The sequence below is a fragment of the Rhizobium sp. AN5 genome, assembly GCF_900215255.1.
GTDB classification, from domain to species: domain Bacteria; phylum Pseudomonadota; class Alphaproteobacteria; order Rhizobiales; family Rhizobiaceae; genus Agrobacterium; species Agrobacterium tumefaciens.
On sequence record NZ_OCMJ01000004.1, the window covers coordinates 2,631,968 to 2,649,472 of the forward strand.

At 55.9% G+C, this 17,505-nt stretch carries 14 protein-coding genes; 3 read left to right on the forward strand and 11 right to left on the reverse strand.

All coding sequences use genetic code 11. The annotated features are described in order from the left end of the window. Positions 1 to 3 precede the first annotated feature (3 nt). Positions 4 to 1,569, reverse strand: a complete 1,566-nt coding sequence (locus CRP02_RS25470; RefSeq protein WP_013637002.1) for a sugar ABC transporter ATP-binding protein — start codon at positions 1,567 to 1,569, stop codon at positions 4 to 6. Positions 1,570 to 1,824: 255 nt separating this feature from the next. Here CRP02_RS25470 and CRP02_RS25475 point away from each other — a divergent pair, with 255 nt between their 5' ends. Continuing rightward, a complete protein-coding gene (locus tag CRP02_RS25475; RefSeq protein ID WP_097101027.1) occupies positions 1,825 to 2,517 on the forward strand; it encodes a FadR/GntR family transcriptional regulator in 693 nt (230 codons plus the stop codon). A 43-nt stretch (positions 2,518 to 2,560) separates the two neighbouring features. Next, entirely contained in the window at positions 2,561 to 4,093 is a 1,533-nt protein-coding gene (locus tag CRP02_RS25480) for a UxaA family hydrolase (RefSeq protein ID WP_097172631.1), read from the forward strand. Positions 4,094 to 4,187: 94 nt separating this feature from the next. Here CRP02_RS25480 and purH read toward each other — a convergent pair whose 3' ends face one another. The 4 genes from purH to htpX all read right to left on the reverse strand — a co-directional run bounded on the left by purH (position 4,188) and on the right by htpX (position 10,097). Further along, positions 4,188 to 5,804, reverse strand: coding sequence for a bifunctional phosphoribosylaminoimidazolecarboxamide formyltransferase/IMP cyclohydrolase (purH, locus tag CRP02_RS25485; RefSeq protein WP_097172632.1), 1,617 nt, complete (start codon positions 5,802 to 5,804; stop codon positions 4,188 to 4,190). Between the two features lie 153 nt (positions 5,805 to 5,957). Further along, positions 5,958 to 7,598, reverse strand: coding sequence for a heparinase II/III domain-containing protein (locus tag CRP02_RS25490; protein ID WP_097172929.1), 1,641 nt, complete (start codon positions 7,596 to 7,598; stop codon positions 5,958 to 5,960). Positions 7,599 to 7,749: 151 nt separating this feature from the next. Next, positions 7,750 to 9,135 (reverse strand): RsmB/NOP family class I SAM-dependent RNA methyltransferase, encoded by a 1,386-nt coding sequence (locus CRP02_RS25495; protein ID WP_097172633.1) that lies wholly within the window; start codon positions 9,133 to 9,135, stop codon positions 7,750 to 7,752. After that, complete coding sequence (gene htpX, locus CRP02_RS25500) at positions 9,132 to 10,097, reverse strand: zinc metalloprotease HtpX (protein WP_097101030.1); 966 nt, start codon at positions 10,095 to 10,097, stop codon at positions 9,132 to 9,134. The genes CRP02_RS25495 and htpX overlap by 4 nt, the downstream gene beginning before the upstream one ends. Positions 10,098 to 10,216: 119 nt before the next feature. Here htpX and CRP02_RS25505 point away from each other — a divergent pair, with 119 nt between their 5' ends. Continuing rightward, on the forward strand, positions 10,217 to 10,417 hold the full coding sequence (locus tag CRP02_RS25505; protein ID WP_097172634.1) for a DUF1674 domain-containing protein: 201 nt from the start codon (positions 10,217 to 10,219) through the stop codon (positions 10,415 to 10,417). Between the two features lie 62 nt (positions 10,418 to 10,479). On the opposite strand, the gene CRP02_RS25510 is transcribed toward CRP02_RS25505, so the two are convergent. From CRP02_RS25510 to rho, 6 genes are all read right to left on the reverse strand, one after another. Further along, on the reverse strand, positions 10,480 to 11,361 hold the full coding sequence (locus CRP02_RS25510) for a ParB/RepB/Spo0J family partition protein (RefSeq protein ID WP_097101031.1): 882 nt from the start codon (positions 11,359 to 11,361) through the stop codon (positions 10,480 to 10,482). Positions 11,362 to 11,392: 31 nt separating this feature from the next. Beyond that, positions 11,393 to 12,187, reverse strand: a complete 795-nt coding sequence (locus CRP02_RS25515; protein ID WP_097172635.1) for a ParA family protein — start codon at positions 12,185 to 12,187, stop codon at positions 11,393 to 11,395. A gap of 19 nt (positions 12,188 to 12,206) precedes the next feature. Next, positions 12,207 to 12,824, reverse strand: a complete 618-nt coding sequence (rsmG, locus tag CRP02_RS25520) for a 16S rRNA (guanine(527)-N(7))-methyltransferase RsmG (protein WP_097172636.1) — start codon at positions 12,822 to 12,824, stop codon at positions 12,207 to 12,209. Between the two features lie 11 nt (positions 12,825 to 12,835). Beyond that, positions 12,836 to 14,719 carry a tRNA uridine-5-carboxymethylaminomethyl(34) synthesis enzyme MnmG gene (mnmG, locus tag CRP02_RS25525; RefSeq protein WP_097172637.1) on the reverse strand — a complete coding sequence of 628 codons (1,884 nt, stop codon included), beginning with the start codon at positions 14,717 to 14,719 and terminating at the stop codon, positions 12,836 to 12,838. Between the two features lie 62 nt (positions 14,720 to 14,781). Then, a complete protein-coding gene (mnmE, locus tag CRP02_RS25530) occupies positions 14,782 to 16,113 on the reverse strand; it encodes a tRNA uridine-5-carboxymethylaminomethyl(34) synthesis GTPase MnmE (RefSeq protein WP_179784131.1) in 1,332 nt (443 codons plus the stop codon). 85 nt (positions 16,114 to 16,198) lie between these two features. Further along, a complete protein-coding gene (gene rho / locus CRP02_RS25535) occupies positions 16,199 to 17,464 on the reverse strand; it encodes a transcription termination factor Rho (RefSeq protein WP_013637014.1) in 1,266 nt (421 codons plus the stop codon). Between the last annotated feature and the right edge of the window lie 41 nt (positions 17,465 to 17,505).

Sequence of the window (17,505 nt, forward strand, 5' to 3'; positions counted from 1 at the left end):
TCCTCACTGCGCGGCCCGGCCGTAACCGGACGCGTACCGCATGATTTCTTCCTGATTGGTCTTGGCGGTCTCAAGCACGCCCGTGATCCGGCCCTGGTGGAAAACGGCGATACGATCCGTCAATCCCAGAATTTCCGGCAGTTCCGAACTGATGAGAATGACGCCGATGCCCTGTGCAGCCAGCTCGTCCATGATCTTGTAGATCGCGAATTTTGCGCCGACATCGATGCCGCGCGTCGGCTCGTCGAAAAACAGCACGCGCGACTGCCGGAACAGCCATTTGCCAATGATGATTTTCTGCTGATTGCCGCCTGAAAGCAGCCGCACCGTCTGTTCGATCGAAGGGGTACGGATGTTCAGGAGATCGACGTAACGTCTGGCGACATCGTCGTGCTTCTTGAAGTCAATCAGCCCGAAGCGGTTGGAGACCTCGCCGATATTGGCAAGCGTCGTATTGGCCGCAACCGACATCTTGATGGCAAGACCATCGCTTTTGCGGTCTTCGGAGAGATAAGCGATACCCTCTTCGATGGCATCGCGCGGGGAACTGATCGAAAGCTCACGCCCGTTGAAAACGACCTTGCCAGCATCCAGAGGATCGGCTCCGAAGATCGCCCGTGCGACTTCCGTGCGACCCGCACCCATCAGTCCGGCAAAGCCGAGAATCTCACCGCGCCGCAGCGAAAAACCGACATCGTGGAACACACCCTTGCGCGTCAGCCCTTCCACCGAGAAAATAACGTCGTCCGTAGGGCGCGACGTGCGTTCCGGGAACTTCTCCTCCAGCGAACGCCCGACCATGCGCGTGACGATATCGTCAACGGTGATCGACGCAAAATCGTCGGTCGAAATATAGCGTCCGTCCCGCAGAACCGTAACGCGGTCGACGATTTCGGCCATTTCATCGAGCCGGTGGGAAATATAGACGATACCGACGCCAGAAGCCTTGAGATCGCGGATCACCTTGAACAACAGCCGCGTTTCCTGCTCGGTCAGCGAGGAGGTCGGCTCGTCCATGATGAGGACTTCAGCATCCAGGGAAAGCGCCTTGGCAATTTCCACCATCTGACATTGAGCGACCGAGAGGCCGCGGACAATCTGGTCAGGGTCGATATCGACGCCGAGCCGATCGAGACAGCGCTTTGCATCAAGCCGCAGCTTCTTGCGGTCGACGAGGAAACCACGGCGCGGCTCGCGGGCGAGATAGATGTTCTCGGCAACGGAAAGATGCGGAACGAGGTTGAGTTCCTGATGGATGATGGCGATGCCGGCGGCTTCGGATTCCAGCGGCGATGCATATTGCACTTTGACGCCCTTGTGCAAGATGGTTCCGTCGCTTGGCTGGTAAACGCCGCTGATGATTTTCATCAGGGTGGATTTTCCGGCACCGTTCTCGCCGCAGACAGCGTGAACCTCGCCGCTGCGCAAGTCGAAATGCACATTCGACAACGCTTTGACGCCCGGAAATTCCTTGCTGATGTTTTCGAGACGCAGGAGGCCTGAACCAAGGCCGCGCGCCGTCTCCTCAGGCGAAAAATCGCCTCGAATTGTCGATGCGCCCTGCGACATCAAGAAACCTCCACCCGCGCTCCCCGCTCCACCGGGGGGCAATAATGAGCCAAATGGTTAGGCCGGTTTTTTAAAATGGTCAAGCCAATTAGCCCAAAATTTGAGTCCCGCTTCTGATACATGCAAAATCATCTCGAAAAACTTATTGAAATAATATTGTAAATTCATGTATTTAAGTAATTTCTTGCGTATTGATGCGCTTGCCGCTACGGTAAGGCCAAATTCAGATAACAGACAAGGTTCGTCAGAAAACACATGAATGGTCAGGCCAAAATAGCGGAACCACGCAGGCTTTATCAGCAGATTGCGGACCAGATACGCGAGCTGATCGATCTGGGAGAGTTTCTGCCCGGAACGCGACTTCCCGCCGAACGGGAACTGGCACAGAAGCTTGGGGTTTCGAGACCGTCACTGCGCGAGGCACTGATTGCGCTTGAAATCGACAACACCGTCGAAATCCGCATGGGTTCCGGTGTCTATGTCTCCGCCGAGGCCCTTCAGACAACCCACAACACCAAATCCTTGGGCGACAGCCCGTCCGAACTGATGCAGGCGCGCGCAGCGCTGGAAGGCGCGACAATCGTACTGGCGGCGAGCCGCATGACCGATGAAACGATTGCAAGCCTTCGCCAGATTCTCAATACGATGCAGCAGGAAATCGAGGCCGCGCGCAAACCTCTCGATCAGGACCGGCTTTTCCACGTCACCATTGCCGAACAATCCGGCAACAGTGTTCTGGCCCGGCTGGTGGCAAACCTCTTCGATGAGCGCCACAGCCCGATTTCGGCACAATTGCGCGTGAAATTTGAGGATCGCGATACCTGGACCCACGCCCTTCAGGAGCACGAAGCAATTCTGGCGGCCCTTGAGTTGAAAGATCCGCTGCTGGCGCAGGCGGCCATGCATACCCATCTGGAAGGTTCCAAGAGACGCTGGGTAGACGGCTGAATTCAAAACATAGCAGGCAATGTACCGGGGAGGAGAAAAACCCGTGAGTGAGAATTCCGAGGCAACCATTTTGCTGAACGCCAACGACAATGTCGCGGTGGCACGCCGGTCGATACCCGCCGGTGGTGCGACGGGCAGAGGCGATCTGACAGCCCGCGAGCTGATCGGACGCGGCCACAAGGTGGCCCTGACGTTTATCAGATCCGGAGACGAGGTCCTGAAATACGGTCAGGTGATCGGCATCGCGACACAGGATATCGAGCCTGGCCGGCACGTGCATCTGCACAATCTCGCCATGGTGCCTTCCGAACACACGCATCAGTTCAGTGTCGATATCGAGGAAAAAGGCATGCTGCCCGAGGGCGAGCGCCGGACCTTCATGGGTTTTGACCGGGGTCTCGGTGGCGTTGGCACACGCAACTATATTGGCGTCATCGCATCCGTGAACTGTTCCGCCACCGTGTCGCGTTACATCGCCGATTATTTCAACAAGCAGGGCGGCCTTGAAGGGTTCGACAATGTCGACGGCGTTGTGGCACTGACCCATGGCGGCGGCTGCGCGCTCAATACGAAATCGGAAGGTTATCGTCTTCTGATCCGCACCATTCAGGGTTATGCCCGCCACCCGAATTTCGGCGGTATTCTGCTGATCGGCCTCGGCTGTGAAACCAACCAGATCGCCCCCATCCTCGAACACTACAAGATGGAGGAGGGCGAACGGCTGCGCACCATGACGATCCAGCAGCACGGCGGCACACGCAAAACGATCGATGCCGCCATTGCCGAGATCAAGGCGATGCTGCCGATGGTCAATGCTGCCCAGCGCACTGAACAGCCGCTTTCGAAACTGAAAGTCGCGCTGGAATGCGGCGGTTCGGATGGTTACTCAGGAATATCGGCAAACCCGGCGCTGGGATATGCATCCGACCTCATCGTGCGCAACGGCGGCACAACGGTTCTTGCCGAAACGCCGGAGATTTACGGCGCTGAACACCTGCTGACGAAGCGAGCCGTCACGCCTGCGGTTGCCGAAAAGCTGTTGCAGCGCATCGACTGGTGGCGGGATTATACCGCTCGCAACGGCGATGAGCTGAACAACAACCCATCCCACGGCAACAAGCTAGGTGGACTGACCACCATTCTGGAAAAATCGCTGGGCGCAGTGGCCAAAGGCGGCTCCATGCCACTTAAGGCGGTCTACGAATTTGCGGAAACCGTTACCGAACAGGGCTTCGTCTTCATGGATACGCCCGGCTACGATCCTGTTGCCGTCACCGGCCAGGTCGCCGGCGGCTGTAACGTCATCTGTTTCACCACCGGCCGCGGCTCTGTATCGGGGTTCAAGCCGGCACCCTGCATCAAGATCGCCACCAATTCCGAAATGTACGAGCACATGAAGGAAGACATGGACCTCAACTGCGGCGAGATCGTTACCGGCGCGGAAACCATCGAGGAATCCGGCAAACGAATTTTCGAACACATTCTCGCGGTCGCTTCGGGAGACAAGACCGTCAGCGAGATTTACGACTACGGCGACAATGAATTTGTGCCGTGGCAGGTGGGCGCGGTTACCTGACCCTCTTCCAATAAGTGCATCAGACTGTCCCACGTGAAACAAAAGGCCCGGAAATCACTTTCCGGGCCTTTTAAATTCTCTGCGCCGTTTCTGCTTAATGGCGGAAGTGACGCATGCCGGTAAAGACCATCGCCACATTGTGCGCATTGGCCGCATCGATCACGTCCTGATCGCGCATGGAACCGCCAGGCTGAATGACTGCGGTGGCACCTGCTGCAATAGCTGCAAGCAAACCATCGGCGAAGGGATAAAACGCTTCAGAAGCCACGGCAGAGCCGCGCGTCAGCGGCTCAACAAGGCCGAGCGCCTTGGCCGCATCTTCCGCCTTCTGGGCGGCGATACGGGCGGAATCCACCCGGCTCATCTGTCCGGCGCCGATACCTGCCGTCTGGCCGTCCTTGGCATAGATCACCGCATTGGACTTCACGTGCTTGGCAATCTTGAAGGCGAACTTCATGTCTTCAAGTTCCTGAGGTGTCGGCACACGCTTGGTGACCACCTTCAGTTCCAGATCCTCGACCATGCCGTTGTCACGGCTCTGAACCAGAAGACCGCCGGAAACCGTCTTGGCCGTAATGCCGGCCGCGCGCGGATCTGGCAGGCCACCGGCTGCCAGCAGGCGCAGATTGGGCTTGCGGGCGATAATGGACTTTGCCTCTTCCGTCACATCAGGTGCAATGATGACTTCGGTGAAGAGCTTGACGATCTCTTCTGCCGTTTCCGCATCGAGCGTGCGGTTCAAGGCGATGACGCCGCCGAAGGCTGAAACGGAATCGCATGCCAGCGCGCGCCGGTAGGCTTCTGCAAGTGTGGGACCCGTCGCAACACCACAGGGGTTGGCGTGTTTGATGATCGCTACAGCCGGCGCATTTTCCGGCAGGAATTCCGCTACCAGCTCGTAGGCTGCATCCGTATCATTGATGTTGTTATAGGAAAGCTGCTTGCCCTGAAGAAGCGTCGCCGTGGAAACACCGGGGCGCTTTTCGCCAGTCAGGTAAAAACCGGCGCTCTGGTGCGGGTTCTCGCCGTAACGCATCTTTTCCTTCAGCGCACCGCCGATGGCACGATAATCCGGCGTCTCGATCGCCAGCGCCTCAGCAAACCAGTTGGAAATCACCGCATCATAAGCGGAGGTGCGGGCATATGCCTTGGCGGCGAAGGTCTGGCGCAGCGCGTAGGAGGTCTGACCGTCATCGGCCTGCAGGGCTTCCACGAGCGCAGGGTAGTCGGACGGATCGGTGACAACAGTGACATAAGCATGGTTCTTGGCCGAAGCGCGGATCATTGCCGGGCCGCCAATATCGATATTCTCGACCGTCGTGGGGTAGTCGCCACCCTTGGCGCGAACTTCCTCGAAGGGATAGAGATTGATGACGGAGAGATCGATCGCCTCGATACCGTGAGCCTTCATTGCCTCGACGTGATCAGCATCATCCCGGATAGCCAGAAGTCCACCATGCACGTTGGGATGCAGGGTCTTGACGCGACCATCCATGATTTCCGGGAAATTCGTCACATCGGAAACATCCGTTACCGGCAATCCCGCGTCAGCGATGGCCTTTGCCGTGCCGCCCGTCGACAGCAGCTTGACGCCAAGCTTGGACAGGACAGTTGCCAGCTCGATAATGTCCGTCTTGTCAGAAACGGAAAGAAGGGCTGTACGGATTTTGACTTTATTGGGAGCGGGGATTTTTTTGGAAACGACAGCCATCGGGCATACTCCGTTTAACGGGGAGGACAGGCTGGACTGGGATTGATCCAGCAATTGCCGCCGCGTTAACACAGCTTGCCATATTAATAAACAGCGGGGACGCGGAACGGCGAAAACTATGGCGGTTTTTGCCTGAAACTCGCCAGGAATCCTCTACGCCTTGCGTTCGATGATCCAGCGGATTTCCCGAGTGTTCGCCAGATTGAACGGCAGCTCGATCTGCTGCGAAGGCCGCATGCCGGATGCATCCGCCATAAAAACATCCTCGGTCACGAAAAGCTCCAGTCCCGGCGCAGAAAACAGCCAGTTGGTTCCATCCGCTGCCTCCAGATAAACCGACTCCTCGTCCTGTTGGTAAAGCTGGATGTGGGGATGGATATGGAACCGCGATACCGCCGATATGGATTGCAATTGCGCCTTCACCACATTCTCGTCCGCCCGAAGCAGATCACGGCCCTTTATCTTCGTACCGGCAACATTCAGCTCAATTTCCCGATCGTGATAGCAACCGAAATTCTGCAAATAACCGTCATGCGACGCCCAAAGGACATCATTGCCATTTGCATCCGTTCCGCGGCGGCTCTCCACCTGACTGACACCGGAAACCATGATCGGCCCGAGCAGTCTCGAGCGGGATAGTCTGCAAGACGACGTGTCGGCGAGCGTGACTGTCGAATGGGCCGCCGTTGAGCGGCTCGCCCGCTGATATTCGGGTGCTGCGTTTTTCGGGAAGCCCGAATTGACGATGAACCGGCTCTTGCCACAGGACATCTCAAAGGACAGGCAGCCCGAATGGGCGTTACGCGAAAGCTCCGCCGAGCCTGGATGACCAGTATCCACGATGATGACCGTCTCATCGGTTGCAAGACGATGATAATTGACATCCGGCAGCATTTTGGACGGCCGGCCGGCTGTCTCATCATAACGAAGTACCGACACAAGTTCATTGGCAAGCGTGGCGGTGGCACCATTGAACAGCGCCAGATCGCCGCCCTGATGGCGGAAAAACCGGATGGCCGGAAACATCCTGTCAATCGCCGGCACCAGCCCCGAGGGCAGATCGTGACCGAGATTGATGTAGCTTTGCCTAAGCGGCAAAAGATCGAGCAGCAAATCCAGCATGACCCGCGGATTGCGGGAAACATGCCCGCCATCTGGAAGAATCTGGCGTTCCATTTCCTGCGCCAGCTTCATTCCGTGTCGAGTAATATGGGACAGGCGGGTCGGCATGGCGATGGACGCGACGGCCAGCGCAATCCTGATCCGCAGCCTCGCTTCGCCATCCGGCGCATGTTTGACGATCCTGTCGAGATAACGCACATGAAACGCAAGACTTTTGAGGAAACGGCGATAAAAACCCGCGTCGGCCTCATGTAAAACGACGGGAGAATGGGACAGCCAGGCAATCAGCCTCTGTGCCGCGATCTCCGGAGACCAGGCGATCCCCGCAATCCGCTTGCCATGAATAGTCATCCATTCGGCGACGATACGGCGCGCCCGCTTGCTGGCCTCACTCGATCTGTCGGAACGGATATGCCGCAGCCAGCCGAATGCATGCAGCCGCTCTTCAAAAACCAGCGAGGGATAGTCCACCTGAAATGGCGATAGACCGCCAGTTTCGACGACGCGGCCGGCGAGCGCAATCCGGCCCCGCAGCAATTCCTCGGCGAAATACGGATCGATTGCCCTCAGATCAGTCGGCGCCGCCACGAGACCATCGGGAACGCGATTGGCAAACCGGGATATGCCCAGGCGCAAAGGAGCAAGGCCCACACACAGATGACGATACGCCATCCGCGAGAGAAGACCGGCGGCATTGATGCTGCCTGCAAAGGACCCTGACAAGCTGTGTTTCCCGTTTCACATGTTTTGTTTTTATGAGTGAACCGTGATGATCGGAACGTATCGGCAATTATCCAATGATTCGCGGAAGCTTGGCTTTTTTCTACTTCTTACGCAAGACACTGCTAAAAAACCCGTCGATGCCGCCGAACATATCCGGCGTTGTACGAAGATCGCCTTCGGCAGTGACGGCCGCTTCCATTCCCGGCCAATCTTCCTTGCGAACGGCAACACGCTCAAAGTCCGGGCTTTCCGCCAGGACCTGCGCAATCATCGCTTCGCCTTCAGAGGGATCGAGCGAGCAATTGGAAAACACCACAATGCCACCGGCCCCCACCAGCGTGAGCGCGTGTCGCAACATCTGCCCCTGAAGAGCGGCAAGCTTGGCAATATCATTCTCGTCCTTCGTCCAGCAGACATCGGGATGTTTACGCAACGTGCCGGTAGACGAGCAGGGGGCATCCAGAAGAACGGCGTCGAAAAGCTGTTCCGGCTGGTACTTCAGCATATTGGCTTCAACGGTTTCGGCGTGAAGACCAAGCCGGTCGAGATTTTCCCTGAGGCGTCGAAGACGATTGCCGGACTGGTCCAGGGCAGTCACCTTCGCGCCGGCAAGCGCGAGCTGGGCGGTCTTGCCGCCCGGAGCTGCACAAAGATCTGCAACACGTTTGCCGGAAATATCGCCCATCAGCTTCACAGGCATGCTGGCCGCGAGATCCTGAACCCACCAGGCACCCTCGGTAAAGCCTTCAAGCGAGGGAATCTGGCCTTCGAATTCACCGAGACGGACACTGCCATTCGGCAAAACCGTACCGCCAAGCTTTTCCGCCCAGACAGCGGGATCAGTCTTCACCGTGAGATCGATGGAAGCTGGCGTCAGCTGCGCTTCGGAAATCCGTTTGGCAACCTCATCTCCGTAAGCCGAAACAAGCCGAGCGTAGAACCAGTCCGGCAGCACGGGCACATCCGCGATCGCCTTTTCGATTTCTGCTTTTTCCCGGCCCAATCGCCTGAGAACGGCATTCACCAGCTTGGCAAAACGCCTGTTACGCGGGTCGCGATGGGCCTGTTCCACGGCAAGATCGACCGCAGAATGATCGGGGACATCGAGATGAAGCACTTGCGCTGCGCCAACGACAAGGACGTGATGAAGCGACCGGGCGCCCTGCGGCAACGGTCCGTCAAGCAGCATCGACAAAGCCGCTTCGATACGCGGAAGGTGGCGAAGCGCGCTGTTGACGATCGCTCTCACCAGCGCCCGGTCCGCAAGGGATAGCGCGCGATAGACGGGATTGCCGTTTTCGCTGTCCAGCATACCGTCCAGCGATGTTTTCTTTTCCAGAACGGCGGCCAGAATGCGGGTTGCGGCAACGCGTGCAGAAAGGCCGGGTTTATCCTGGAAAGACGAAGGGCCGTCTTCGCGGCCCCTTGCATGGTCCTGTCCCGGTTTTTTAGACCGCGACGGCTTATTTTGAGTATCGGATGTCAAGACCACGGTCCCTTGCGCTCGTTTTCTTTGCCTCGTCCCCAGCCCGTATTGGGAACGGAGCCTGATTTGCGCTGAGGTCTATCACTCGATGGCGCTGGCGTCGATCCTCGCGGGGAAAACTCCTGTGCCATGGCGTGAAGTGCGGCCACCCGGTTTTCCGTATTCGGATGCGTGGAAAACAGGTTGTCCATGCGCTCACCGGACAGGGGATTGATGATGAACATATGCGCCGTCGCTGGGTTACGCTCCGCATCCTCATTATGAATGCTCTGTGCCATGCCTGAAATTTTCTGCAGTGCCGAAGCGAGCCAGAGCGGATTGCCGCAAATTTCCGCGCCCCGCCGGTCGGCAGAATATTCCCGGGTACGGCTGATGGCCATCTGCACCAGCATCGCGGCAAGCGGCGCCACGATCATCGCAACCAGTACGCCGATAAAGCCCAGCGGATTATTGTTGTTTTCACGATTGCCACCAAAGAAAAACGCGAAGTTGCCAAGCATGGAGATGGCGCCTGCCAGCGTCGCGGTCACAGTCATCGTCAGCGTATCGCGGTTCTGCACATGGGCCAGCTCATGCGCCATGACACCAGCCACTTCTTCAGGGGTGAGGCGCTCCAGCAGGCCGGTCGAGGCGGCGACAGCGGCATTCTGCGGATTTCTTCCCGTCGCGAAGGCGTTTGGCTGCGGGCTGTCATAAATATAAACCTTGGGCATCGGAAGATCGGCATTATGCGAGAGATCGCGGATCATGTGGAAAAATTCAGGCGCATTCGCCTCATCGATCTCGCGTGCACGATAGGCCGAGAGGACCATCTTGTCCGAATTCCAGTAGGAGAAAAGATTCATACCAGCGGCAATAAGCAAGGCAATCATCATGCCGCCCTTACCGCCGATCAGAAAACCGACACCCATGAACAATGCCGTCATGAAGGCCAGAAGCATTGCCGTGCGCATCATGTTCATATGTCAAATTCTCCTTGTCACCATTCAGGGAATATTCCGGGGTTTATAAAGCCCATCTGTTTATATAATCTGGTGAACGGCAAACATATTTCAATATCCCGTCATAGGGAGGATTACTCATGCAGGATGCGGTTAATGACAACGGCGCGGAAATGCTCAAGCGGCTTTCGCCGGCGGCGGAACGTGCGTTGAAGGAAGCGGAAGAACGGCGCAAACAACAGGCGGATCTTCAATTGCCGCAGGAAACCGGCGGTCGCGGCGGTGCTGAACCCGTTCGTTTCGGTGACTACGAAATAAACGGCCGCGCCATCGACTTTTGAGAACCACGGCATAAAAATACCCGCCAAACGCGGGTATTTTATCAATTAAAACAGATACTTGCTTATTTTTGCTCCAGAAGCCGGCACACGGCTTCCAGCTGCTCAAGCGTGCGGTATCCGATGCGGATCTGTCCCGATCCGCCTTTGTGGCTGATCTTCACGTCCAGACCGAGAGCATCCGACAGGCTGCGTTCAAGCGCAACCGTATCGGAATCCTTCTCAGCCGAAGGCCGCTTCTCCAAGACGTCACCCTGCGACTTGATGTCGTTTTGCGCCAGGCGCTCGGCATCACGCACCGAAAGACCCTTGGAAACGATAGTTCGAGCCAGACCTGACGGATCGGAAGTGGAAACAAGCGCGCGCGCATGGCCAGCGGAAAGCGAACCATCCGCCAACATGTCCCGAACCGGATCGGGTAGTTTCAGAAGACGAAGGCTGTTTGCAACATGGCTTCGGCTCTTGCCGATGATTTCACCGAGGTCGTTCTGGGTGTAGCCATGTTCGGCGATCAACTGCTCATAGCCCATGGCTTCTTCAAGCGGATTGAGATCGGAACGCTGCACGTTTTCGACAATAGCCAGCTCCAGAGCCGTGCGGTCGTCCACATCCCGAACGATGACAGGAACGTCCGTGAAACCGGCCAGCTGTGCCGCGCGCCAGCGCCGTTCACCAGCGATTATCTCGTAACGGTTGACGCCAATCGTCCGCACGACCACAGGCTGAACAATCCCGTGCTGACGAATGGATGCGGCGAGATCCTGCAACTCATTCTCGTCAAAGTGACGACGTGGGTTTCTCTGGCTGCGAGCGATGAACTCGATCGGGATGGCGCGATCCGCACTAACGGCGCGTTGCGGTTCACCCACCGGCACAGGCTGATCCATTTCGCCGATCAACGCCGCAAGACCGCGTCCGAGTCGACGCTTGGAAAGATCATCACTCATAAGATATTACTCCATATAGTCCGGCAAAACGTCAGGCAGCTTTGCGCAGACGCTCTCTCTGGATCACTTCGGAAGCCAATTGCAAATAAGCCTGGCTGCCGGCGCATTTCAGATCATAAAGAATTGCCGGTTTACCATAAGACGGCGCTTCGGAAACCCGAACATTGCGGGGAATGAGAGTGTGGTAAACCTTTTCTCCCAGATGCGTCCGCACATCGGAAACCACCTGCTGCGCAAGATTGTTGCGCGCATCGAACATCGTCAAAACGATACCCTGAATATCAAGCTGCGGATTTACGGAGCTGCGTATCTGACTGACCGTATCCAGCAACTGGCTAAGACCTTCCAGCGCAAAGAACTCGCACTGCAACGGTACCAGCACCGAATGGGCGGCGGTCATGGCATTCATGGTCAAAAGATTGAAAGAGGGCGGGCAATCGACCAGAATGTACGAATAATCTCTGGCTTCCTGCGTCTCCATGGCGGCACGCAAAAGAAAGACGCGGTTGGCAACATTCGCAACCTGCATCTCAAAGCCCAGAAGATCCATCGTCGACGGCACGATATCGAGGTTCGGAACCGCTGTCGGAACCGCAACTTCGGCAACGGTATAATCACCCACCAGAAGATCATAGGAAGAAAGCTTGCGCTCTTTGCGGTCGATTCCCAACCCTGTGCTGGCATTACCCTGCGGATCGAGATCAATGATCAGCACACGCTCACCAATAGCCGCCAACGCGGTAGCCAGATTGATGGCAGTCGTTGTTTTGCCAACGCCACCCTTCTGGTTTGCGACTGCGATAATCCGGTTTTTTTCAGAAGTCATACCGCACCTGACCAGCTCGTCAGTGCCTCTTAGTGAGGTTACTGATTTCAAGAACAACAGAATCTGCCTCAATGGCACTCTGGTGTTTTATCAGATCAAACTGCCAGCGGCCATGCGCTTTCTGCAGTTCGGATTCATAATCCCTGCCTTTATTGAAATACGCCCTAAGATTTGGATTATTCTGCGCCCACGGGTGAACATATTCGAGAAGTAAATCCATCTCAGCGAGGGCTCTTGCAGAAACCACATCACAATTTTTGACGGTTTCAGGCGCTTTTTCAATTCTGACTGGATGAACAGCGCCTCTTGCACCGGTTTCCTTCAGCGCAATTCGCAAAAACGCAGCCTTTTTATTGTTGCTCTCCACCAGATCGACCCAACCATCACCCAGTTCCGCGAGAAAAATCGCTGTAATGACGCCCGGAAAACCGCCGCCGCTTCCCAGATCAATCCATTTTTGCGGTTGAGGAGCGAGCTGAAATATCTGTGCACTGTCGGCCACATGCCGGCTCCAGAGCTCAGTGAGAGTCGAAGGCGCCACCAGATTTGTGGTTTTGTTCCACTTCTTGAAAAGCTCGACGAAATGCTCGAGCCTCTCCTGTGTTTCACGTGAAACACTCTGGCCGTTTATCTTCATGGTCCGACTCGCTATTGGTGCATGCGCAATTTTTCACTTCCTGGTGCGGAGCCTTTCCGCAGAAGTGCGAGAAGCAGCGATATCGCAGCTGGTGTCATACCGTCAACACGGGCAGCTTGGGCAATGTTCTCTGGACGCGCCTTTTCCAGCTTCTGTTTCAGTTCGTTGGAGAGACCGGACAAAGACTGAAAATCGAAATCATTGGGGATTTTTCTGTCTTCATCTCGCTTGATATCGACAATATCCGCGCTTTGGCGCTGCATATAGACAGCGTAACTCGCTTCGATTTCCAAAACCTCAGCGACCTTGGTATTAAGCGCCCGTAGTTCCGGCCAATGAGCGGTAAGAGTTTCCATCGTGATATCGGGGTAGGCGAGCATTTCATAAACCGAACGACGCTGACCGTCCTGGTTGAGTTTCAATCCCTGTTTGGCAGCCTGGGAGGGACTGATGGAAATGCTCTTCATCAGCTCGCGACCCCGATCCAGATCGGAGATAAAATCTGCGAAGCGTTTTTGGCGGTCATGATCGACAATGCCAGCCATCTGACCAATAGGTGTAAGTCGCAGATCAGCGTTGTCAACGCGCAGCGAAAGCCGATATTCGGCTCTCGACGTAAACATGCGATAGGGTTCGCTGACACCCTTCGAGGTGAGATCGTCGATCATCACGCCGATATAGGATTCGGTACGACTGAAATGAATTGGGTCTGCGTTGCCTGCATATAACGACGCATTCAACCCGGCGACCAGACCCTGGGCGCCTGCCTCTTCATAACCCGTCGTGCCATTGATCTGTCCTGCCAGGAACAATCCCGGAATTTTCCGGCATTCCAGAGAAGGCTTCAGCTCACGCGGATCGACATAGTCGTATTCAATTGCGTAGCCGGGCTGAATGATGGTGACTTGCTCAAGGCCGGGAATGGTGCGGATAAACTGCTCCTGAACTGAGGCAGGAAGCGACGTCGAAATTCCATTTGGATAAATTGTGTGGTCATCAAGGCCTTCTGGTTCCAGAAATATCTGGTGACCGTCCCGTTCACCGAAGCGTGTAATCTTGTCTTCAATCGACGGACAATAGCGCGGGCCAACACCTTCAATCTGTCCCGAATACATCGCTGACAGATGAATATTATCCTGAATGATCTTGTGTCCGGCCGGCGTCGTTCGGGTTACGCCGCATTCGATCTGTGGATTGAGAATGCGATCCGTCATAAAGGAGAACGGAACGGGATCTTCATCGGCAGCTTGCCGATCCACAGCGTTCCAATCGATCGTGCGACCATCAAGCCGGGCAGGGGTGCCAGTCTTCAATCGCCCCATGGCAAGGCCGAGGCGGGCAAGTGTTTCGGAAAGACCGAGAGACGGCTTTTCACCAACCCGGCCTGCAGGAATCTTTTCGGAGCCGATATGAATAAGGCCGCGTAGAAAAGTGCCGCTCGTCAACACAACAGCACCACAAGGAATCCGGCTACCGTTCGCCATGATAACGGCAGATACCCGATCATTGGTCATGTCAATATCGAACGCATCGCCTTCAATAATGCTCAGGTTTTCAATCGTGTCGATTTCACGCTGCATGGCCTCGCGATAAAGCCGTCGATCGGCCTGCGTACGCGGTCCGCGCACAGCAGGTCCCTTCTTGCGATTAAGCATGCGGAACTGAATTCCGGCAGCATCGGCCACGCGACCCATCAAACCGTCCAGCGCATCAATTTCGCGAACCAGATGCCCTTTTCCCAGACCGCCAATCGCCGGATTGCAGGACATCACCCCGATCGTGTCTCGTTTGTGAGTAACGAGGGCGGTTCTTGCGCCATGGCGTGCGGCAGCAGCGGCAGCTTCACTGCCGGCATGTCCACCACCGATAACAATGACATCAAATGACTGGTGCATATCGCTGCGCCTTATCCTAAATCATCAGCACTACCGCCACGGCTGCCAATGTTTCACGTGAATCATTTTCCTATGCAGAATTCCGAGAAGATCACGCCCAGCAAATCTTCCACATCGACGCGACCGGTAATACGTCCAAGCGATGTTGCTGCGAGTCTCAAATATTCCGACCTTATCGCAAGGTCCATGGTCTCGGAATTGAGCGCATCACTAACATAGTTCAGCGTCTCTTCAAGTCGTTTTTTGTGACGGGCGCGGGCAGGGACCAATGTCTGTGCTGCACCAACCCTGCTTTCAATCTCTCGCTTGATCGATAGACGCAATTCGTCGAGACCGACGCCTTCCCTGGCGGAGATGGCAAGATCAAATACACCGTCAACTGTAGAAGAGGAAATCGCGGTTTTTGTCCGTAAATGCAAATGGCAAGCATTTTCCAGCGAAACGACCGATTGTTTCGGAGTCGAATCATTATCTTGCAATATCAGAATAAGATCTGCGGTTTCCGCGGTTAGAACGGCCCGCCTTACACCTTCCTTTTCGACCACATCCTGCGTCTCGCGAATTCCGGCCGTATCGAATATGCGGACCAGGTAACCGTCGAGATTAATATCAACGCTCAGCACGTCTCTGGTCGTGCCAGCGATGTCAGTGACGATAGCAACGTCACGGCCGCTGAGAGCATTAAGAAGTGTGGACTTGCCAGCGTTAGGCTCTCCCACCAGCGCCACCTTGAACCCGTCACGAATGATCTCGCTGCTTCCGCCCTTCTGGAGATGGCTGGTGATTTCACTCTGAAGTTGCGTCATCGCGTCCCACACCTGCGCGGCAACCGAATCCGGCACGTCTTCTTCGTCGGCGAAATCCAGCTCTGCCTCGATCAGGGCGCGAGCACGCGTCAACCGGCCTGCCCAGCCATCGTAGAGCGCTGACAGCTTACCAGTGCTCTGCTCAACCGCCAGCCGCCGCTGCATCTCCGTTTCAGCCTGCAACAGATCCGCCAGACCTTCGATTTCGAGAAGATCCATCTTGCCGTTTTCAAACGCGCGACGGGAGAACTCGCCGGCATCCGCAGGCCGAAATCCTTCGATCAGTTCGAGCTCGGCAAAAATTGATGCGACAACCGCACGGCTGCCGTGGCTGTGGATTTCGATGCAGTTCTCACCTGTAAAGGAATTGGGTGCAGGGAAAACGATCATCAGTGCCTGGTCGATGATCTCTTTGTTTCGGTTTCGAATCGAACATAAAGCCACCTGCCGCGGTGCGGGAAGGTCACGACCGGTCAACGTCACAAAGGCTTCGAATGCGCCAGGTCCACTGATCCTGATAATAGCGACTCCGGCCGGCAATGCTCCACTGGAGAGCGCATAAATGGTATCGGCGGAAGCTGGCATCATTCACCTCGGTTAAAACAGTCAAGCCGCATCCGAATGAACGGATGCGGCTTTAAAGCTTTGTCGATGGGCCCGGTAAAACTCCGGATCAGGTATTCATGGATTCGAAGAAATCCGAATTGGTCTTGGTCTGCTTCAACTTGTCGATCAGGAATTCGATGGCATCCATCGTTCCCATCGGCGCGAGAATGCGGCGAAGCACGAAAATCTTCTGGAGATCCTGACGCGGCACCAGCAAGTCTTCCTTACGTGTACCGGACTTGAGAATATCGAGCGCCGGGAAGATACGCTTGTCAGCGACCTTACGGTCAAGCACGATTTCCGAGTTACCCGTACCCTTGAATTCTTCAAAGATGACTTCGTCCATGCGACTACCGGTGTCGATCAGCGCGGTCGCGATAATCGTCAGCGAACCACCTTCTTCGATGTTACGTGCGGCACCGAAGAAACGCTTCGGCCGCTGCAGCGCGTTGGCATCCACACCACCGGTCAGGACCTTGCCGGAAGACGGAACGACCGTGTTATAGGCTCGGCCGAGGCGGGTGATGGAATCGAGCAGGATAACGACGTCGCGGCCATGTTCGACAAGGCGCTTCGCCTTTTCGATGACCATTTCGGCGACCTGGACGTGGCGTACAGCGGGTTCGTCGAAGGTTGACGACACCACCTCACCCTTGACCGAGCGCTGCATGTCGGTGACTTCTTCCGGACGTTCGTCGATCAGAAGAACGATCAGGTAACATTCCGGATGGTTAGCCGTGATGGAATGCGCGATGTTCTGCAAAAGAACAGTTTTACCGGTACGCGGCGGCGCGACGATCAATCCACGCTGGCCCTTGCCAAGTGGCGCGACCAGATCGATCACACGCGACGACAGATCCTTCGATGTCGGAAGCTCCAGCTCCATCTTGAACCGCTCATTCGGATAGAGCGGCGTCAGGTTATCGAAGTGAACCTTGTGACGGATCTTTTCAGGATCGTCAAAATTGATCGTGTTGACCTTGAGAAGCGCGAAATAACGTTCGCCTTCCTTGGGTCCACGGATCGGCCCTTCGACAGTATCGCCGGTCTTCAGAGAGAAACGGCGAATTTGCGAGGGCGAAATGTAGATATCGTCCGGACCGGGCAGATAATTTGCATTTGCGGACCGTAGAAAGCCGAAACCGTCCTGAAGGACTTCAACGACGCCTTCGCCGATAATTTCGATGTCCTGGCTCGCGAGAACCTTGAGGATTGCGAACATAAGCTCCTGCTTGCGCATGGTGCTCGCATTTTCAACTTCCAGGGATTCAGCAAAAGTTAGCAAGTCGGTAGGCGATTTGCTCTTAAGTTCCTGAAGCTTCATTTCAGCCATGAAGGAAAGACCGTTTGATAATGTAATGTCGGGGGAGGGCG